Raw genomic sequence first — 18,475 nt, 5'->3', positions numbered from 1 at the left:
CGGCGTCCTCTGTTGGGCGCTAGCCGCGCAGGGATTTCAGGGCGCCGCCCCACGCGACCACCTGATCGAGCATGGCCTTGACGTTGTTCTCGTGATGCGCCGCCGGCTTGAACACGCTGAAGTTCTCGAAGTCGGTGAAGAGCGACAGCATCACCTGGGCGCGCACATCCGCTATTTGTAGTTCACCCATCACGAGGCGCAAGTGCTCCACCGCGCGTGCGCCGCCGGCGCTGCCGTAGGAGACGAAGCCGGCGGCCTTGTTGTTCCATTCGGCATATATGAAGTCGAGCGCATTCTTCAGCGCGCCGGAGGTGCCGTGGTTGTACTCGGGTGTGACGAAGATGAAGGCGTCGAAGCCTGCGATCTTCGCGGCCCACTTCTTCGTGTGCTCCTTCGAGTACTGGCCCATGGAAGGTGGCACCGGTTCGTCGAGCAGTGGCAGATTGAAATCCAGGAGGTCGACCAGCTCGTAGCTGGCATCCGTGCGCTGGCTGGCGAGGCCATGTACCCATTTGGCAACGGCCTCACCGTTGCGGCCGGGGCGGGTACTACCGATGATGATTGCGACTTTGATCATGAACACTCTCCTGTGGGGTCCGGCTTGCCTGTATGCGGATGAGTCTGTCACCGCTGCGCCACTGCTTCGGTACGCAAACAAACACAGCAAGCTGCGGCACGTCGTGTGCTGCTATCACGGTATAGCTCAAACAAGGAGACAGTCATGGCACATCACGACACCAGCAATGCAGAAACGGCACACCACGACGCCCGGCTCGGCACGGCCATCGGCGCAGCGAGCGGACTTGCCTCCGGTGCGCTGGCCGGTGGCGTAGCGGCCGGCCCGGCAGGCGCAATCGCCGGCGCGACCGTGGGCGCGGTGGTAGGCGGCATAGGGACGCGCCTGCTCGCCGAGGACTTCGACGTCACCCCGGTCGACAGCCACTGGCGCGACCGTTTTGCGCGCGAGCCTTATTACGAAGACGGTCTGGCCTACGACGACTACGCGCCGGCCTACCACCTCGGCGCAGCGGCTCGCATCCGCCACCCCCAAGCCAGCTTCGAGGAAGCAGAGGCAGCCATGGAGGCCGAGTACATGGGCCTGCGCGGCGAATCGAAGCTCGCCTGGGAGCGTGCCAGCAAGGCCGCGCGCGCGTCGTTCCACACCACGTACTTCTGACAGCCCGTTCCCGATCCTGCCTGCGTTGCCGCGACCCGGTTGCGTGGCAGACCAGAACTTGCCGTCATTGCCGCGAAAGCGGGAATCCAGCGTCGTTTGGAAGCATTGGTAAAGCCACTGGATTCCCGCTTTCGCGGCAATGACGGTGCAGTGCGGTTCATAGCCCGGATGAAGCGCAGCTAGCAGTCCGGGCTTTCCGCCCTCGGCGATCGCAAAAATCCGTGTCGCCAGAGCGTTTCAGGTATCAGGGCGCTTGCGGGCAAGATCTCGTTTCTGATCTAATCATTAGATATCTAATGATTAGAGATCGTTTATGTCCACGCTGGAAGAACGTTTTGCGCGTGCCCTGCACAGCACCACCCGTGTCTGGCGCCTCGCGCTAGACCGCCGCCTGAAGGATCTGGGCCTCAGCCAGGCCGGCTGGATGACCATTGCCATCGTTGCCAAGGCCGAGGCGCCGCTCTCGCAGATCGAGCTGGCGCAGCGCGTCGGTGTCGAGGGCTCGACCATGGTCGCCATGGTCGACCGCCTCGTGAAAAGCGGCCTGCTGGAGCGTCAGCCCTCACCCAGCGATCGTCGTGTGCGCTTCGTCGTGCTCACCGAGCCCGGCAACCAGACTTACGCGCGCGTCAAGGCGGAGGCGGATGCGTTCCGCATGGAAGTCATGGCGGGCGTGGATGCGGACGCGCTGCGCGTCGCAGCCGAGCTGCTTGAACACATCGAACAGGTCGTGAGCGCAGCCGTATGAGTGATGTAGCGCTCGCTACTGGCGACGCAGCAAAGCCCGTCAATCGCGTCATGATCACCATCTCGATCATGCTCGCCACCATCATCCAGGCGCTCGACGGCACCATCGCCAACGTCGCGTTGCCGCACATGCAGGGCAGCCTGTCAGCCTCGGCCGACCAGATCACCTGGGTGCTCACCTCCTTCATCGTTGCTGCTGCCATCGCCACGCCACTCACCGGCTGGCTGTGCGATCGCTTCGGGCAGAAAAACATCTTCCTCGCCTCGGTCGCCGGTTTCACTGTCGCCTCGGTACTGTGCGGCCTCTCCATGTCACTCGGCGAGATCGTCGCCGCGCGCCTGCTGCAAGGCATCTTCGGCGCCGCGCTGGTGCCGCTGTCGCAAGCGACCCTGCTCGACATCAACCCGCGCGAGAAACACGGCTCGGCGATGGCCGTGTGGGGCATGGGGGTGATGATCGGCCCCATCCTCGGGCCCACGCTGGGCGGTTGGCTCACCGACAGCTACAACTGGCGCTGGGTGTTCTTCATCAATGTGCCGGTCGGCGCGCTGGCCTTCTATGGCATCTGGAAGTACATCCATGGCGTGCCGGCGGCGCGCAAGATGCGCTTCGACATGTTCGGTTTCGCTACGCTGAGCCTCGCCATCGGCGCGCTGCAGATGCTGCTTGACCGTGGTGAGCAGAATGACTGGTTCGCGTCGCGCGAGACCTGGATCGAAGCGATCCTGCTGGCGATGAGTTTGTCATACTTAATCGCCCACACGGCCTTCAGCCCGCCCGGCAAGTCCTTCTTCGACTACCGCCTGCTGAAGAACCGCAACTACGTCACCGGCCTGCTGTTCATTTTCATCGTCGGCATGGTGCTGTTCGCCACGCGCGCGCTCACGCCGACGATGTTGCAAGGCCTGATGGGCTACCCGGCGAAGATCGCAGGCCTCGTCACCGCACCGAGCGGGCTGGGCACCATGTTCGCCATGCTCATCGTCGGGCGGCTCGTCGGCAAGGTGGATCTGCGCCTCCTGCTGGCTACCGGTTTCGGCATTACCGCCTTCTCGTTATGGCAGATGAGCCAGTACACGCTGGTGCTGTCGCCGAGCAATATCGTGTGGCCCGGCGTGATCCAGGGCGTGGGTCTTGGCCTCGTCTTCGTGCCGCTCAGCGCGGCCACCTTCGCCACCCTGTCGCCAGAGATGCGCGCCGAGGGCACGGCCATCTACAGCCTGATCCGCAATATCGGTAGTTCCATCGGCATCGCTCTCGTGCAGACCCTGCTGGTGCGCAACACGCAGACGATGCACGCCTCGCTCGCCGAACACGTCACCAATGCCAACGTCGCCCTGCACGACCCCGGCATCGCACCGATCTACAACTTCGCCAGCGGCGACAGCATCACCGCGCTCAATGCGGAGATCACCCGTCAGGCCTCGATGATCGCCTACGTCGACGACTTCTGGCTGATGCTCATCCTCACCGTCTGCGTCATCCCGCTTCTCCTGCTGGTCAAGACGCCGGCGAAGAAGGGCCCGGTCGAGATCGATCATGCGGCCCTGGAATAAGCACCCGAAACGGAACACCTGTATGACAAAACCATTCATCAAGCGCTCTCTTGTCGCACTCTGCGTGCTGGCCGTTGTCGGCTGCGCGCAGATTCCCGAAGACAGCAATGCCTTGCCGCAGCGCGACGCCGCCAGCGCCCAGCTCGCTGCCGACATCAAGCTGGCGCGCGAAGGCTGGCCTGCCGCGCAGTGGTGGACGCGCTTCAATGACCCGCAACTCGATGCGCTCATGATGCGTGCCCTGCAGGATGGCCCTTCGCTGCAGGTCGCCGCTGCGCGCATCGCCAGCGCGCAGGCGTCCCTGCAACTCGACAATGCCAACAACGGCAACGACATCGCCTTCAAGGGCGGCGTCAATCGCCAGCGCTACTCCTCCAATGGATTGTTTCCTGCGCCCATCGGCGGCGCTTACTTCAGCGACTACAACCTGCAGCTGATGGCCACGCATGACTTCGACTGGTGGGGCAAGCGTCGCGCGCAGATCGCCGCCTCCCTCAGCGAGGTGAGCGCGCGCCGTGCCGAATACGCGCAGGCCGAGCAGACCCTCGCCGCCGCCGTTGCGCAGAGCTACTTCAACCTGCAGGCAGGCTGGGCGCGCCTCGACAACCTGCAGCAGATGAAGGTGGCGCAACGCGCCCTCGTCGCCGACCGGCAGAAGCTCATCGCCAACGGCCTCGCCACCAGCGACGAACAGCGCAAAGCCGAGAGCGACCTCAACGCGCTGAACCGCGAGAGTGTCGGCATCGAGACGCAAATCACGCGCGAGCGCGAAGCCCTGCGCGCCCTCGTCGGCGTCGACAACAAGGCGCTTGCCGACATCACGCCACGTCCTGTGCCTGACGAAACCGCGACCTTGCCGAGCTCCTTGGGTCTGGAGCTGCTGGCACGCCGCCCCGACCTGCAGGCGGCACGCGCGCGTGTCGAAGCGGCACTGAGCCGCATCGAGGTCAGCAAGGCGGCCTTCTACCCTGACATCAGCCTCACCGGTGCGATTGGACTCGATTCGCTCTCGCTCGACAAGCTGATGCAGTACACCAGCCGCACGCCCTTCATCGGCGCCACGCTGACCCTGCCCCTGTTCAACAGCAACACCCTGCAGGCGCAACTGGGCATCGTGCGCGACCAGCGCAACGAGTTGATCACGGACTACAACCAGTCCGTCATCAACGCCATCCGCGATGTCGCGCAAGCCGCTGCAAGCGTGCAAGGCATCGAGCAGCAGCAGCGCGAGCAGATGGAGGCCAGTCGTCTCGCGCGCGACAACCAGCGCAGCACGCAAGCCCGCTTCAACCAGGGGTTGGCCGCCAACAGCAACCTTACCAACGCGCAGCTCGCAGTATTCGAACAGCATGACCAGGACCTGCAGCTGCGCGCTCAGGCCGTGCTGGCGCAGATCAGCCTGATCAAGGCCCTCGGCGGCGGCTATCGCGCTGCTGACAACACCACAACCTCGCAACAGGCCGCAGCACCGCAAACCACGAGGTAAGCGAAAGCATCGACATGAGTACTCCAGACCCCATTCCGCAAAATGCGAAGCGCCGCATCGTCCTGATCGGCATCACCCTGCTGTTCATCCTCGCCGGCATCGCCTACGCGATCTACTACAGTCTCGTGCTGAGCCAGGAAGAAGAAACCGACAACGCCTACGTCGGCGGCAATCTCGTCACCCTGACTTCACAGGTCACCGGCAACGTGCAGGAGATCCGCGCCGACGAAACGCAGATGGCCACCGCCGGCGCCGAGATCGTGCGACTCGACGGCACCGATGCCGAAGTCGCCCTGCGTCAGGCCGAAGCGAAACTCGGCAATACCGTGCGCCAGCTGCGCAGCCGCTACGCCGACGTCTCGCAGTATGAGGCGGACATCGCGCGCAAACGCCTCGCCGTGCAGACGGCCGAAGACGATCTCGCGCGCCGCTCGCCGCTCGCTGCCGACCACACCGTCTCCGCCGAGAGCGTGGCCCATGCACGCCAAGCCGTCGCCGACGCGCAAGCCGCACTCGCCGTCAGCATCAAGCAGGCCGAAGCCTCACGCGCCGGTCTCAGCGGCGTCAACATTGCGCAGCACCCCAGCGTGCTCGCCGCCAAGGCCGACTTCGTACAGGCCTGGCTCGCCATGCGCCGCAACGCCATCCTCGCGCCCGTCTCGGGCTACGTCGCCAAGCGCAGCGTGCAGGTCGGCCAGCGCGTCACGCCGGGTGTCGCTCTCATGTCCATCGTGCCGCTCGACCAGCTATGGGTCGACGCCAACTTCAAGGAATCGGAGCTGCAGAACATCCGCGCCGGCCAGCCCGCCGAGATCGAAGCCGACGTCTACGGCAGCAAGGTGAAATACCACGGCAAGGTCGTTGGCATGTCCGCCGGCACCGGCAGCGCCTTCTCGCTGCTGCCCGCGCAGAATGCCTCCGGCAACTGGATCAAGGTCGTGCAGCGCGTCCCCGTACGCATCGCCCTCGATCCGAAGGAACTCGTCGAGCATCCACTGCGCATCGGCCTGTCGACGACCGTTACTGTCGGCACCCACGATCGCCAGGGTGCCATGCTCGGTGCGCCCATGCCTGCCACGCCGGTCTACGCGACGCAGACCCTGAGCCAGCCGGTGAAGGATGCTGACGGCATTGCCGACGGCATCATCGCGAAGAACCTTGCTGGCTAGTCAGGTCGAGCGTCACATCTCGCAAGCCGCCGCTTCGTCGACCGGACGCAGGCGGCCGTTCTCGAAGTGCAGCACGCGCTGCATATCGCGCAGAGAACGCGTGCGATGCGCGATGGCGATCAACACCGCGTCCGTGCGCATGCTCGTCAGGATGCCCTGCATCACACGGTCTTCCGTGCCGTCGTCCAGCGCCGAGGTTGCCTCGTCGAGGATCAGGATGTCGGGCTGCCGGTAGAGCGCCCGGGCGATGCCGATACGCTGGCGCTCGCCGCCAGACAGGGCGTGGCCACGCTCACCGAGCATCGTCGTCGCGCCTAGCGGCAAGCGGGCGAGCAGGGCGCCCAGATCGGCCGCGACACAGACCTGCGCGAACAGCGCTTCGTCGACTTCGCGCATCAACGTGATGTTGTCGCGTAGCGAGACATTGAACAGCTCGACATCCTGCAGGACGACGGCGATGTGTTTGTCGAGCTGGTCTGGTGCGACATCGGTGTTGCGCACCTCGTCAAACGTGATCGTTCCGGTCGCGGGTGCGTACAGGCCCAGCATCAGCTTGATCAGCGAAGACTTGCCGCTCCCCGAAGGGCCAGCGATGCCGATGCGTTCGCCGCGTGTCAGTGTGAAGCTTACGTCGCGCAAGGCTGGCCGGTCGTGCCAGTCGTAGTGCAGGTTGCGTACGTGGATGTGCTGCCAGTCCGGCGGGAACTGCGCGCTGCTCCGTGGCTGTGCCTCCTCCTTGTGATGAAAGAGTGGCATCAGACGCATCAGTTCTGCATAGCGCTCGACCATGGCCTGCAGGCGATCCGTCAGTGCATTGGTACTGGAGCGCAGGCTGTTGAAGTACTGGATGTAGGTTACGACGAAGCCCAGCGGCACGAGCGCGTGCAGGCTGGCCCATGAGACCGCACCGAGATAGACGCCGAACGAGATGCCCATGTGCAAGTGGAAGCTGAGCGCCTTGCGCGTGTTGATCGCCACGCGTTCATGTCCGAGCGCCTTGGCCGTCGCCTCTTTGCTGGCGACAGCATTGCGCACCATGCCGCTTGCACCGGTCGCCTTGATGGTGAGCATGTTCGTTGCACCTTCCACGATCACGCCGCTGGCGTTCTCCAGTCCGCTGTTGATACGCGAGCTGAGCTGCGCGATCTTCCCGTCGTAGTGGCGTTCGATCAGGAACATGCCGCTCACGAAGTAGACGCCGAACAGGATGAACCAGGGGCTGATGAAGGCGCAGGCCATGACCACGCCGAGCATTGCCGACAGTGGCGAAGCGATCTCGTTGTGGAAGTTTCCCCAGTCGCGCACGGCGTCCGAACCCGTGATCAGGCGCTGCACCTTGTTGCCGGCGGATTCCTGGTGATGCCAGCTCATCGAGAAGCCGACGAGGCGCTCGAAACCCCATACGCGTGCGCGATAGCGACAGTTCAGCGCGATCTGGCCGAGCACGCGTTTGCTGCGCAACCTGAACCACGCGACGATGCCGCGCGAGCTGGCGAGGGCGAGGATTAGCAGGACGATCGGCAGCACGCGGTCGCCCGGTTTCCAGGAGATCAGCATCGTGATCAGCACGCCATTTAGAAAGGGTTGCAGCAGCTCGCCGGTCTCGGTGATCAGCACGATGGGCACGTGGATGAAATAGCGCCGCCGGTCTTCGGCGAGGAAGAACAGCATGGCGTGCGCGATGCGACGTACGGGATTCTCAGTGTCCATGAATGATTTTGGAATGTCGTGAGGTGAATGAACGCCCTGCGCAGGACAACAAAAAAGTATCATTGCCCCTCCTGCCGGCCTTAACCGGAATTGCCCGGTTTGTGAGCCGGCGCGCGCCGGAACCGTCATGTCATGAGCATCAACATCGAACGACAGCTACGCCAGATCAGACGCTTCGGCACGCTGGCGCGCTACATCGACACGCACCTCGACGACGAACTGACGCTCGCGCATCTGGCCGAGGTGGCGAGCATTTCGCGTCATCGTCTCGATAGCGGTTTCCACGGCTACGCCGACGAGACGCCGATGAGTCGGGTCTGGCGTTTGCGCCTGTTGCGTGCTCGCCAGCAGATCATTGCGGAACCCACGCGCCCCTTGCTGGAGGTCGCCATCGATGCGGGCTATGGTTCGGCGCAGGCTTTCAGTCGTGCTTTCCGGCGCCTGCACGCGCAGATGCCATCCGCATTCCGTGAGCAGGCTTTGGCGACGCGGCCTGCCCTGCGCATCGAGACACTCCCCGAGATGCGCACGCAATGCGTGCCCTTCAGCGGGCAGAAAGTCGACATGAAGCATGCGTCGGATGAACTGCGCGCGCGGGCCATGGCATGTGGCATGGAACGGGACCGGCGGTTCGGCTGGGCCGTGAATGTCGAAGCCAATCTGTACGCCGCCGCGAGCGTTCACGTGGATGTCGAGGCGTCGCTGCTGCACGCGCCACTCGGCCAGAAGATCGCCGGGCTGGACGAAGGCAGGATCGCGGGTGGCGCCTATGCCGTCTTCCGCTTCCACAACGACATGCCGACACCGTCTGCCGCCGTGCTCACGGCGCGCATCGAAGAAGAGAGTGGCTGGCGCGTGAAGGAAGGTCCCTGGTTGCGCCGCTGCCGGAACCTGCAACACCTGCCCTCATTCCTCGATCGCCGTTTCGAGATCTACATCCCGGTTCGGGCCGGGCGCGGAAAGGCGGCCATGTCTGTGCAGGACTTCATCCTCGAAAGATAAGCGGGGTTACGTGGCAAAGAGAGAGCGACGCGTCATGCAGCCCGCTCGTCGCCCGCGACCCTCAAATGCGCCTTGTCATCCCAGCTGGTGACGGACCAGGCCGTGCCATCGTGCTGCAACCAGTTGAGCGCGCCATTGCCGAGGCGCCAGGTGCGTTCCACGTGGAAGGGGATGTTGCTTGCGAGGCGGTACAGCATGTCGAGCACACCGCCGTGCGTCACGATGAGCACGCTCTGTCCGGCGTGGTGCGCCAGCACTTCATCCAACACGGCACCGACGCGTGAGGCGAACACATCGACGCTTTCGCCGCCGGGTGGTTCGTAATCCGGGCGACGCGATTTGAGCCTGCCGTAGGCGGCCGGATACTGGGCGTCGGCTTCCGCGGGCGTGAGGCCTTGCAGCAGACCGAGGTTGCGCTCACGCAGACGCGGTTCTGACCGGATTGCCAGCCCGAGGCCAGCACTGATGGGCTCGGCCGTCATGCGCGTGCGTGACAGGTCGGAGCTATACAGGGCGTCGAAATGGCGCCCCTGCAGCGTGGCTGCAGCTGCTGCCGCCTGCTGCATGCCCAGTGAGTTGAGGGGGATGTCGATCCAGCCTTGCAGGCGGGCAATGACATTCCAGTCGGTTTCGCCGTGGCGGATCAGGCAGAGTCGGGTCAGCATGCGTGGCAGAGCGGTGAGTGTTGGTGCGGGCGGATGATTATGCCTCAAGCATCAGCCGTGCCCCGGCAACAGCTTCTGCACCAGCGGATGCAACACTTTCTTCTCCGTACCGATGGCGAAGAAATACTCTTCCACCCCCTCCGATTCGCCCACGCGTTTCACTTCGTACTTCTTGACCAGCTCCTCGTGCATCAGTGCCGCGACGGGGTAGACGCCCATGCCGCTGGCGCCGAAGGTGTTGAGCAAGGCGCTGTCTTCGAACTCGCCGACGACGCGCGGGCGGATGGCGTGGCGCTCGAACCATTGATCGAGGCGCAGGCGCACCGCTGCATGTTTGGTCGGCAACAGCACGGGCAACTCGGCGAGCGATTGCGGGAAGTTCTTCTGCGCAGCGGCTTGCAGCGCGGCGGGCGCGTACCAGGCGATCGGCGATGAGCCGAGGGAGTGGCTGTAGAGCTTGAGATTGGGGTTGGGGGGCGCGGCGCGGTCCGCAAGGACGACGTCGAGGCGGTGCAGGGCGAGGTCGCCGAGCATGTCTTCGAAGTCGTCTTCATGACACACGAGGCGCAGGTTGGGCTCCTGCATCACGGGCTGCAGCAGGCGGCGCACGGCGAGCTTGGGCAGGCCGTCCGAGATGCCGACGGCGAGGCGCACCGAGGGCGCGCTGATCGCGTCGTGGATTACGGCGGGGAGTTGCTCACCGAGCTGGAAGATCTGGTCGGCCTGACGCATTGTGGCGATGCCTGCTTCGGTCAGCACCAGGCCGCGCCCGACCTGCTTGAGCAGGGTGTGGCCCAGCTCGCGTTCGAGTTCACGCACCTGCGTGCTGACGGTTTGCACCGCCATGTCGAGGCGCGCGGCGGCACGCGCCATGCCGCCTTCCTTGGCCACGACCCAGAAGTAGTACAGATGCCGGTAGCTGAAGGGTTGGCTCATGGGCTTGCAGTCATTGTCAGGTTTATCGGAACGGTCGTTTCGCTATTCTCTGCTTTTTACGCAGGCGGCGACGCACTATGTTGCAACTGTGGTCCGGTAATGGAGATGTCAGGTGCTGGTGCTTTTCGAATCCCGTCACGCAGAGGGCGCGCAATGGCGTGAGTTGGCTGTGCGGCGCGTGAGGTTTGTCCTGCGCCGCCTCACATGGTTCATTCCGCGGGCGAGGGTGAAGTTGTTCAGCGCGAGCCCTCCGGCTGACAGCCAGCAGAGCGGCGACACCTTCTGCCATCTCGAGCTCAGGACCGGTCGCGGTGGCATCGTCGTGATCACGTCGCGCGCGGCGGACTGGCGTGCCGCACTCGACGCGGCTCTGGCAAGAGCGGCACGCGCAATGCTGCGTATCTGGAAATTCGGAATTACTTACACCCGCGCGCCGCGCTTGCGTGCACGTGGTCATGGCAAACGCTGATCAAGGCGTTTTTACTGCAGGAGAAACATCATGGACAACATCAGACGTATCAACCGGATCCGCTCCGCGACCGGTCGTGACATCGGCAGCAACGAGTGGGGCGGCGCGGCGGTCCTGCGCGACAACCGTGTGCTGCGCAATACCTATGGCCTGCTGGCGCTGACCCTGCTGTTCAGCGCTGCGGTGGCGGGCGTGAGCGTCGCCCTGGCCTTGCCTGCGCCGGGCATCATCATCACGCTGGTGGTGTACTTCGGCCTGCTGTTCGCCATCCACAAACTGCAGAACAGTGCGGGCGCCTTGCCCGCCGTATTCGCGCTGACCGGCTTCATGGGTTACACCCTGGGCCCGCTGCTGTCGCGCTCGCTCTCGCTGCCCGGCGGCAGCACGATCGTGGCGATGGCACTTGGCGCAACGGGCGTGACCTTCCTTGCGCTGTCGGCCTACGTGCTCACCACGAAGCGTGATTTCAGCTTCATGGGCGGCTTCCTGTTTGCCGGCATGATCATCGCGTTGCTGGCCGGTCTTGGCGCGGTCTTCTTCCAGATCCCCGCGTTGGGCCTCGCTGTCTCGGCCGTGGTCGCCTTGCTGTCCGCAGGCCTGATCCTGTTCGAAACGAGTCGTATCGTGAATGGTGGCGAGACCAATTACGTGCTCGCCACGGTGAGCCTCTACGTGTCGGTGTTCAACCTCTTCACCAGCCTGCTGCAGCTGTTCGGCTTCATGAGTTCGGACGACTGAGTGCAGTGATTCCGACGTGCGGGTGCCGCCGGCACCCGCATGCAGCGAACCAACAGGAGAGAAACCAGATGCGTAGCTACCCCCTTAACAGCCCCCAAGCCGCCGCCCGCATCGTTGCGCTGGCCATGCTTGCCGATGGCAATCTCAGCAAGGCAGAACTCGATGCCCTGGCCGAGTCAGGCGCGGAGGCGCAGCTTGGTCTGCGCGCCGGTGAATGGCATGACGTCGTCGATGCTTTCTGCGAGGACCTCATGTCGAACACGCATCAGACGCTAGGCGGTGCCTGCAAGATCGATCCACGTGCGCTGACTGCATTGATGGCGGAAGTGGAAGACGACGATTTGCGCAGGAAGGTGCTCGACTTGTGTGTCTCCGTCGTTGATGCCGATGCGGAGATCGTCGAAGAAGAAATGATCGTGCTGTGTGCCGCCGCAAAGCACTGGGCTGCGCGCAGTGAGATTGCCTGCGCCGCATGAAGCTCGCAGGCGTGCGCGGCGGGACAGCGTTGGTTAGGCGTTACTTGCCCATGAAATAGCGACGCCGGAGGTCCTTGCGGCTGTCCTTCTTGAAGTGCAGGGCCACCCAGTCGGAGTCTTCCTTCAGAAAGCCGGCATCCGGATCGTTCGTGCCGGCCTTCTTCATCTTCTCCACGATGTAGCGTGCGTACAGATGGTCGAAGATGCGCATGAACTCGCCGAAGTAGATATCGGCGACGCGCGTATTGCCGCGGATGACGACCATATTCTCGTCATTGGCGAACTGTGAGGCCCCGCTGAAATTGGCCGTGCCGGTGACGACCTTCGGATCCTTTCCCAGTGGATCCACCAACATGAATTTGTCATGTATATACAGATTCTTGTTGAAGCCGCTCAGCTTCTCTCCGATAAAGTTCGCCATGTCGCCGTCTTCAAGCTTTGCGCCTGCGGCGATCACGGTGTTGCGCGCCTGGTCGATCCTCGTTTCCTGTTCCTCCTCGATGTTCTTGTCGAACACCGCGTAGCGAAGGGTCTTGCCGGGTTGCTCCAGCACCTTGCCGAAAACCGGGTCGAGATTGAAGGCGAAGGTCATGCAGAGGATCTGCTGTGCTGAACCCATCAGATCGGCGTACCAGTGCAGGGTTTCCTGCGTTTCCTTGTCGTCACGCGGGCTGAACAGCGTGAGCATGCGGTCCGCCGGGGGCTCAGCCTGGGGCACGGGTGTTGGCTCGATGCGCAGGTTTTCCGCAACCAGCGGCGCGCGTGTGACATCCGGCGCGGCGAGTCGCTCCCAGTAGTCCAGATAACGCTGGGCCAGTACGTTGTCGCGTATGACGTGGCCAACATTGGAGTGACCGAAGATGCCGCCTGCGGAGATATTCGTCGAGCCGGTCCATACGGCGACCGGCTTGTTCTTGTGAATGAGCACGATGAACTTGTTGTGGCGGATGCCGGCGCGTGACTTCTGTGGTGTGCACAGCGTCTTGATGCCGGCCTTGGCAATCATGGCCTCGTTCTCGTCCTTGTAGCTCTGGGCTTCGTAGCGGATCGCCACGTCGGCGCCTGCGGAACTCGCAGCGGCGAAAGCCTGGCCAACCGGCAGGTAGCGGAATTCATACAGCATGGCGCGCAGCTTGTAGTCGGCTGCATCGGCTTTCGCTGCCAGACCGATGAAGTTGGTGAGGGCTTCGAACAGCCCTCGCGACAGCCATCGCATCTGCTCGGAGTCAGGCTTGCTCTCATCGGGTTTGGTCTTGCCGAACTTGCGCGCGTAGGCCTGTGACCCTGCTGCGCCGCGATTGAAGTAGATATCGTGCGTCGTCTTGCGCGAGGCAAGCTTGACCTGTTCGGCTTCCGTCGTAATCTGCACGGTCGTTGCAGATTTAGTGTCCAGCTCGAGCAATTTCGGTTTGCCATAGACGGGCACCACCTTGTAGCGATAGCTCGTGGCGGGCTTGACGGTGTAGTCACCCCACTGGAATGACTGCACGGGGTGTTCCGATGTCGGCAGCGGCGTACCCGGCGCGACCCCCTCGTCCTTGAACTTGAAGCGTTTGATGCCACGCAGGAAGTAGCGCTCGATGATCGCGCCGTTTCTCAACTCGGCGCGCTCTATCGCAAAGCCGATCAGCCCCTGGCGTTTGGCGCTCTGTCCCGCCACGAAGTCCCACGACAAGGTCACCACATGCAGGCCGCCGATGGCGCGCACGGCGAGTACGGATCCTTCCTTGAGATTGCGCATGCGTTTCCCCTTGTCGATGCAGCAGTCGGCGGCCGATCGTGTATGCCGGTCTGGCACTCAGCAGTCCAGCACGCATGCCGGCAAACGGCTCATGGAGTGCCCGCAAGGGCATGCGGACCTGCGCTGAGGTCCGTCGCGTGGCCGACGAGGAAGCTGCGCAGGGATGCGCTATGGCCAGCGAGGTGTGCGGAGGAGGGGGACGCCCCCGCAGAGGCAGGGGCGTGAGCCAGAAATCAGGCCTTGATCTCGAGCGGCGGAAAGGACTTCACCAGATCATCGACCGCCTTGACCTGCGTGAGGAAGGGCTCGAGCTTGTCGAGCGGCAGCGCACTCGGGCCGTCGCACTTGGCGTTGGCAGGGTCGGGGTGTGCTTCGAGGAACAGGCCTCCAAGGCCCAGCGCCATACCCGAGCGTGCCAGTTCCGCAACCTGCTCGCGACGGCCGCCGGAAGCCGCGGCACCAGCCTCGCGCTGCTGCAGGGCGTGGGTCACGTCGAAAATGACAGGCAGATTGCCGGTGACCTTCTTCATTACGCCGAAGCCGAGCATGTCGACCACCAGATTGTCGTAGCCGAAGCAGGTGCCGCGATCGCAAAGGATCAGCTGCTCGTTGCCGGCTTCCTGGAACTTCTCGACGATGTTGAGCACTTGCGGCGGGCTGAGGAACTGCGGTTTCTTGATGTTCACGACGCGGCCGGTCCTGGCCAGTGCCACGACCAGATCTGTCTGGCGCGCGAGGAAGGCGGGCAACTGCAATACGTCGATCACTTCGGCCGCCGGTGCAGCCTGCCACGGCTCGTGTACGTCGGAGATCACAGGCACGCCGAACTCATCCTTCACCGCTTGCAGGATCTTCAGGCCCTCATCGAGGCCCGGGCCGCGATACGAATGGATGGAGGAGCGGTTGGCCTTGTCGTAGCTGCCCTTGAAGACCAGCGGAATGCCCAGCTTGCGCGTGACGCGCACGTACTCTTCGGCGCAGCGCAGGGCGAAGTCTTTCGACTCCAGCACGTTGACGCCGCCGAACAATACGAAGGGCTGGTCGTTGCTGATATTGATGGCGGAAGTGATGGCAACGTTTTTCACGGGTGTTCCTCGCTATTCAAATCAGGTATCTGGAATTCTGGCGTCAGGCGTGACGGGCTGCGCTGACTATTGCGCGCGTAAAACCGGCGCGCAACGAATTCGATGGGCAGGTGTGCAGTGTACGGCCTCTCGTCTGCAGCACGAAACGGATTGCATCGGCCGTGATTCTACCGCTGTAACGCAGCGTCAAGTCTTTGCATACGTTACCAATCGTCTCTCGCGCGTCCCTTGCCATGCCGCCGGACAGCCCGCGTTTCACGTCCGGAAACGGTGCTTGCCCCGCCGCTCTGCTGCTGCCGCCGGGCTTCGCCGCCATGGCAGTCACGACCTTTCTGCCCACAAGGACATATCTCCCTCTGACCTTCTCTCCTATAGTCGGAGCACCCACGTCTGCCACCCTGTCCGTGGCACATCCACAATCCCGGAGACAAGCCCATGAAACTGTCAAAACCAACTGTCGGCCCCATCGTGGGTTACACGACGTCCAGCGATGCGCGCGTGTGGTTTCGTGGTCAGTTCGAGGCAGTCGTAGGCGGCTATCGACGTTGCTTTGGCGCCGTGCAGTGGGGCGAGAAGGGGAAGCCGGCTTCGACGAAGCAGGTGAAGGTGGGCAAGCTGTCGCCGAACTTCGACATGACCGGCGTGTACCCGCTGACCGGGCTCAAGCCCGACAAGGAGTACGAATACAAGGTAGGTTGGTTCCTCGCGGATGCCGATCTGGATTCAGCGCGGGCGATGCCGCAGTTCGACTGGGACGCGCTCGAGACCTACTCCTTCCGCACGGCGACGGACAAGGTGTCGGCCACGCGCTCTTACGCCGTAGGCTCCTGTCGCTATCTGCTGCGCCTGTTCGGCGGGCTGATCTTCGATGACCGCGGCGACAAGACCTTTGATTCCATCCTGCGCCAGCATGAGCAGAACCCCATCAGCGCGGTGCTGATGATAGGTGACCAGATCTATGCCGACGACCTGAACTTCGTCGCGCCGGACGAGACGCTCGACAAGTTCCTCGCGCGTTACCAGACCGTGTTCTCGCAGGAGCACGTCAGTCGCCTGATGAGTCGCGTGCCGACCTACATGATCCTCGACGATCACGAGATCGAGGACAACTGGCCGAACAAGGCAACCACCAAGGACATGACGACGACCTATCCGCATGCCATTCACGCGTACCAGGTGTATCAGGCCAGCCATAGTCCGGTATTCGAGATGGACAGCTCGGGCTGGATCACGGGCACGCCGACGCGCTTCTGGTACAACTTCTCCGATGGCTGTGCCGACTGGTTCGTGATGGATGTGCGTACCGAGCGCATCTGGAACACCGACCCGGCGCAGCGCCAGATGATCAAGAAAGGACAGATGGCCGCGTTGCTCGCCTGGCTGTCGGACGGCTCGGGGCGCGCCAAGATGGTGGTGTCGTCGGTGCCCTTCATCCCGGACCTGACCAGCGATGCTGACGACAAATGGGGCGCTTACCTGCCGGAGCGCACGCAGATCCTCGATCACATACTCAAGAACAAGATCCGCAAGGTGAGCTTCGTGTCAGGCGATGTGCATTGCTCGTTCACCGCGCAGCTGACCTCGCCGAGCGACCCGGACTTCAAGGTCTTCAGCATCATCTCCTCTTCCTTCTTCTGGCCCTATCCGCACATGGAGCAAAGCGACTTCGTGCTGAAGGGGGCCTTGACCGTGCCAGCCACGGCAGTGAATCAGTACGTGATCGGCAAGGCCTCGCAGATGTATTCCACCGACAACTTCGCGCGTCTCGATATTGCGCCGGACGGGGTGACGGTGAACTACTTCGGTCGCAAGGGCGAGTCGCTGGGCAAGGCGGTCAAGCTGGCGTTCTGATACGCGGTGTTCGCGTGGCGGGCCACTTCAACGAGAGGGTTGGTCGCCACGATCGGGCCCGTGCCATCTCCCCCGTTGCGCGGGGGCAAGATCGCATGACCTAGCGCGCGAATCGTTCGCCAGAGTAGCCGGTCGCGGTGACGAGTTTCGGCATGCCCTGCAGCATGCCTTCGTCGCGAATGCCATCATCACATCCGAAGCTGCCCCAGATGATGCCTCCAGGTGGGCTGACGGGTATGTCGGCGTCGGTCCGCATCGCTTCTTCGAAGCCCAGACCAATGGCGGCCACTTTCAGGCCGCTATAGATGACGTTCAATCCTGTGCCGCCGAAGGCGACGATGTTCTTGGCCTCCAGGCTTTCCCGTTTTGCAACCTGCCAGCGGGATTTCAGGTAGTACTCGGCATCGCGGCCGATCTCGTCATGAGGGCCTGTGCGGGCCTTCTCCGCCAGATCCTGTGCGGTCTCCAGTACATCCACGACGGTCGGGCTTCCTTTCGCACGAATGGCGCTCTGGAATGCGGCTTCGATGTACCGGTTGATCCGCTGCGTGACCAGGACATTGTGGGCCCTGAGGGATAGAAGCCAGGAGGCGGCAGAGTCCGCCGCGGCATTGCCAGGTTGCGTCATGTGCATTCTCTCGATGGGTGAAGAGGGCGGTGCTGGACACACGCTGCAATTGAAGCGCTTGCCACGCGTACCACCTGTGTCGACCGGAACAGCGATGAGCGGGTGCTCGATTACCTTTAACCAACATAGACGTCGGCCTGCACAAAAAGGTATTGCTGCCTGAAAGGGTGTATCAGGAGAGAACGATGGTGCGCATGCCGATGTCGATTCGACATCAGCAGGCGCGCGCCTTCGCGGGCATGACGGAACAAGGGGAGCTTTCGCTCCCCTTCCATCAAAGACCGGAGTCTGCGTCCGGGTCGGGCTTGCTCAGCGCGTGGCGCACGCTGACGATCTGGTAGACGCCGCCGAAGATGGTTTGCTTGCGCCAGGTGAAGCGTTCCGGGTGGCTGGCGAAGCTGGAGATTTCGCGTTTCCACAGGGCGTTCGCGAAAGGCTCGAGGGCGTGGTTCACCCAGCTCAGGATGTAGCGTATCGGTTGCCACAGCGCAGGGCGGTGATAGTCGATGAACAGCGCTTCACCATTCTCCGGCAGCTGGTTGAGCATATTGTCGATGATGCGATGCTTGCAGTCGTCCGGCACCTCATGCAACAGGAAGAAGCTGCAGATCAGGTCGTAATCCTTGTCGACACGGTAGAGGCCGGCATCGGCGTGGTGGGTGTGTGCCCAGTCCATATTGCGCAACTTGGCGTGGCCGTGCGCGATCTGGATCGGTGTGACGTCAGTCAGCGTGAACTCGCCGGCAGGGCCGACACATTCAGCGGCGCGGCGCACCAGATCGCCGTATACGTGTGCCAGTTGCCAGACACGCATGCCGGGCTGGATGCGCGACAGGTAGGCGCGGATCAGGCGCTGGTCGTTGCCGAACAGCAGTGTCTTGACGACGATGTTGCGGTCGAGCCAGCGCACCCAGCGCGGGTTGACGTAGGCCCAGTCATAGACCTCGGTCATGTAGGCGGGCAGGGGTGGCTTGCTTGTCTTCGTGGTCTTGCAGGTACCTTCGTAAGTTGTATCGGTCATTGCATTCCGGATGCATC

The 18,475-nt window shown here is 63.1% G+C and carries 18 protein-coding genes; 10 read left to right on the top strand and 8 right to left on the bottom strand.

Going from position 1 to position 18,475, the window contains the following annotated elements; genetic code table 11:
- Positions 1-19: 19 nt before the first annotated feature.
- Positions 20-577: an NADPH-dependent FMN reductase gene (locus VVD49_RS04175; RefSeq protein WP_327597870.1), complete on the bottom strand. Its 558-nt coding sequence runs from the start codon at positions 575-577 to the stop codon at positions 20-22.
- Between the two features lie 144 nt (positions 578-721).
- Here VVD49_RS04175 and VVD49_RS04170 point away from each other — a divergent pair, with 144 nt between their 5' ends.
- The 5 genes from VVD49_RS04170 to VVD49_RS04150 all read left to right on the top strand — a co-directional run bounded on the left by VVD49_RS04170 (position 722) and on the right by VVD49_RS04150 (position 6,136).
- Positions 722-1,177, top strand: a complete 456-nt coding sequence (locus VVD49_RS04170) for a hypothetical protein (RefSeq protein ID WP_327597869.1) — start codon at positions 722-724, stop codon at positions 1,175-1,177.
- Positions 1,178-1,490: 313 nt separating this feature from the next.
- The gene (locus VVD49_RS04165; RefSeq protein ID WP_327597868.1) at positions 1,491-1,925 is read left to right on the top strand and encodes a MarR family winged helix-turn-helix transcriptional regulator; all 435 of its coding nucleotides are present in this window, start codon (positions 1,491-1,493) and stop codon (positions 1,923-1,925) included.
- The gene (locus tag VVD49_RS04160; protein WP_327597867.1) at positions 1,922-3,481 is read left to right on the top strand and encodes an MDR family MFS transporter; all 1,560 of its coding nucleotides are present in this window, start codon (positions 1,922-1,924) and stop codon (positions 3,479-3,481) included. The genes VVD49_RS04165 and VVD49_RS04160 overlap by 4 nt, the downstream gene beginning before the upstream one ends.
- Before the next feature lie 22 nt (positions 3,482-3,503).
- The gene (locus VVD49_RS04155) at positions 3,504-4,967 is read left to right on the top strand and encodes an efflux transporter outer membrane subunit (protein WP_327597866.1); all 1,464 of its coding nucleotides are present in this window, start codon (positions 3,504-3,506) and stop codon (positions 4,965-4,967) included.
- Between the two features lie 14 nt (positions 4,968-4,981).
- Positions 4,982-6,136, top strand: a complete 1,155-nt coding sequence (locus VVD49_RS04150) for an HlyD family secretion protein (protein WP_327597865.1) — start codon at positions 4,982-4,984, stop codon at positions 6,134-6,136.
- Between the two features lie 12 nt (positions 6,137-6,148).
- Here VVD49_RS04150 and VVD49_RS04145 read toward each other — a convergent pair whose 3' ends face one another.
- Positions 6,149-7,846: an ABC transporter ATP-binding protein gene (locus tag VVD49_RS04145; protein WP_327597864.1), complete on the bottom strand. Its 1,698-nt coding sequence runs from the start codon at positions 7,844-7,846 to the stop codon at positions 6,149-6,151.
- Positions 7,847-7,978: 132 nt separating this feature from the next.
- Here VVD49_RS04145 and VVD49_RS04140 point away from each other — a divergent pair, with 132 nt between their 5' ends.
- Complete coding sequence (locus tag VVD49_RS04140) at positions 7,979-8,848, top strand: AraC family transcriptional regulator (protein WP_327597863.1); 870 nt, start codon at positions 7,979-7,981, stop codon at positions 8,846-8,848.
- Between the two features lie 32 nt (positions 8,849-8,880).
- On the opposite strand, the gene VVD49_RS04135 is transcribed toward VVD49_RS04140, so the two are convergent.
- Positions 8,881-9,513 carry a histidine phosphatase family protein gene (locus VVD49_RS04135; protein ID WP_327597862.1) on the bottom strand — a complete coding sequence of 211 codons (633 nt, stop codon included), beginning with the start codon at positions 9,511-9,513 and terminating at the stop codon, positions 8,881-8,883.
- Positions 9,514-9,564: 51 nt separating this feature from the next.
- Positions 9,565-10,449, bottom strand: coding sequence for a LysR family transcriptional regulator (locus tag VVD49_RS04130; RefSeq protein WP_327597861.1), 885 nt, complete (start codon positions 10,447-10,449; stop codon positions 9,565-9,567).
- Between the two features lie 112 nt (positions 10,450-10,561).
- Here VVD49_RS04130 and VVD49_RS04125 point away from each other — a divergent pair, with 112 nt between their 5' ends.
- From VVD49_RS04125 to VVD49_RS04115, 3 genes are all read left to right on the top strand, one after another.
- Positions 10,562-10,918 (top strand): hypothetical protein, encoded by a 357-nt coding sequence (locus tag VVD49_RS04125; RefSeq protein ID WP_327597860.1) that lies wholly within the window; start codon positions 10,562-10,564, stop codon positions 10,916-10,918.
- 30 nt (positions 10,919-10,948) lie between these two features.
- Positions 10,949-11,656: a Bax inhibitor-1/YccA family protein gene (locus VVD49_RS04120; RefSeq protein WP_327597859.1), complete on the top strand. Its 708-nt coding sequence runs from the start codon at positions 10,949-10,951 to the stop codon at positions 11,654-11,656.
- 68 nt (positions 11,657-11,724) lie between these two features.
- On the top strand, positions 11,725-12,132 hold the full coding sequence (locus tag VVD49_RS04115; protein WP_327597858.1) for a TerB family tellurite resistance protein: 408 nt from the start codon (positions 11,725-11,727) through the stop codon (positions 12,130-12,132).
- Positions 12,133-12,172: 40 nt separating this feature from the next.
- Here VVD49_RS04115 and VVD49_RS04110 read toward each other — a convergent pair whose 3' ends face one another.
- The gene (locus VVD49_RS04110; RefSeq protein WP_327597857.1) at positions 12,173-13,873 is read right to left on the bottom strand and encodes a phospholipase D-like domain-containing protein; all 1,701 of its coding nucleotides are present in this window, start codon (positions 13,871-13,873) and stop codon (positions 12,173-12,175) included.
- A 233-nt stretch (positions 13,874-14,106) separates the two neighbouring features.
- Entirely contained in the window at positions 14,107-14,958 is an 852-nt protein-coding gene (gene kdsA, locus VVD49_RS04105; protein WP_327597856.1) for a 3-deoxy-8-phosphooctulonate synthase, read from the bottom strand.
- A 435-nt stretch (positions 14,959-15,393) separates the two neighbouring features.
- Here kdsA and VVD49_RS04100 point away from each other — a divergent pair, with 435 nt between their 5' ends.
- Positions 15,394-16,809, top strand: coding sequence for an alkaline phosphatase D family protein (locus VVD49_RS04100; protein WP_327597855.1), 1,416 nt, complete (start codon positions 15,394-15,396; stop codon positions 16,807-16,809).
- A gap of 100 nt (positions 16,810-16,909) precedes the next feature.
- Here the strand turns inward: VVD49_RS04100 and VVD49_RS04095 are convergent, their stop codons facing one another.
- Together VVD49_RS04095 and rquA are read right to left on the bottom strand one after the other, a co-directional pair.
- Positions 16,910-17,437 carry a hypothetical protein gene (locus VVD49_RS04095; RefSeq protein ID WP_327597854.1) on the bottom strand — a complete coding sequence of 176 codons (528 nt, stop codon included), beginning with the start codon at positions 17,435-17,437 and terminating at the stop codon, positions 16,910-16,912.
- A 274-nt stretch (positions 17,438-17,711) separates the two neighbouring features.
- Positions 17,712-18,458, bottom strand: a complete 747-nt coding sequence (gene rquA / locus VVD49_RS04090; RefSeq protein WP_327597853.1) for a rhodoquinone biosynthesis methyltransferase RquA — start codon at positions 18,456-18,458, stop codon at positions 17,712-17,714.
- Positions 18,459-18,475 lie beyond the last annotated feature (17 nt).

The organism is Uliginosibacterium silvisoli, assembly GCF_036017035.1.
Lineage (GTDB): Bacteria > Pseudomonadota > Gammaproteobacteria > Burkholderiales > Rhodocyclaceae > Viridibacterium > Viridibacterium silvisoli.
Note: the sequence above shows the minus strand (reverse complement) of the source record. Positions and strands in the feature narration are given on the sequence as shown.

Bases quoted from the DNA above. Each gene is read 5' to 3' on its own strand.
- VVD49_RS04175 (WP_327597870.1), bottom strand. From the start codon at position 577: ATGATCAAAGTCGCAATCATCATCGGTAGTACCCGCCCCGGCCGCAAC.
- VVD49_RS04170 (WP_327597869.1), top strand. From the start codon at position 722: ATGGCACATCACGACACCAGCAATGCAGAAACGGCACACCACGACGCC.
- VVD49_RS04165 (WP_327597868.1), top strand. From the start codon at position 1,491: ATGTCCACGCTGGAAGAACGTTTTGCGCGTGCCCTGCACAGCACCACC.
- VVD49_RS04160 (WP_327597867.1), top strand. From the start codon at position 1,922: ATGAGTGATGTAGCGCTCGCTACTGGCGACGCAGCAAAGCCCGTCAAT.
- VVD49_RS04155 (WP_327597866.1), top strand. From the start codon at position 3,504: ATGACAAAACCATTCATCAAGCGCTCTCTTGTCGCACTCTGCGTGCTG.
- VVD49_RS04150 (WP_327597865.1), top strand. From the start codon at position 4,982: ATGAGTACTCCAGACCCCATTCCGCAAAATGCGAAGCGCCGCATCGTC.
- VVD49_RS04145 (WP_327597864.1), bottom strand. From the start codon at position 7,846: ATGGACACTGAGAATCCCGTACGTCGCATCGCGCACGCCATGCTGTTC.
- VVD49_RS04140 (WP_327597863.1), top strand. From the start codon at position 7,979: ATGAGCATCAACATCGAACGACAGCTACGCCAGATCAGACGCTTCGGC.
- VVD49_RS04135 (WP_327597862.1), bottom strand. From the start codon at position 9,513: ATGCTGACCCGACTCTGCCTGATCCGCCACGGCGAAACCGACTGGAAT.
- VVD49_RS04130 (WP_327597861.1), bottom strand. From the start codon at position 10,449: ATGAGCCAACCCTTCAGCTACCGGCATCTGTACTACTTCTGGGTCGTG.
- VVD49_RS04120 (WP_327597859.1), top strand. From the start codon at position 10,949: ATGGACAACATCAGACGTATCAACCGGATCCGCTCCGCGACCGGTCGT.
- VVD49_RS04115 (WP_327597858.1), top strand. From the start codon at position 11,725: ATGCGTAGCTACCCCCTTAACAGCCCCCAAGCCGCCGCCCGCATCGTT.
- VVD49_RS04110 (WP_327597857.1), bottom strand. From the start codon at position 13,873: ATGCGCAATCTCAAGGAAGGATCCGTACTCGCCGTGCGCGCCATCGGC.
- VVD49_RS04100 (WP_327597855.1), top strand. From the start codon at position 15,394: ATGAAACTGTCAAAACCAACTGTCGGCCCCATCGTGGGTTACACGACG.
- VVD49_RS04095 (WP_327597854.1), bottom strand. From the start codon at position 17,437: ATGACGCAACCTGGCAATGCCGCGGCGGACTCTGCCGCCTCCTGGCTT.
- rquA (WP_327597853.1), bottom strand. From the start codon at position 18,458: ATGACCGATACAACTTACGAAGGTACCTGCAAGACCACGAAGACAAGC.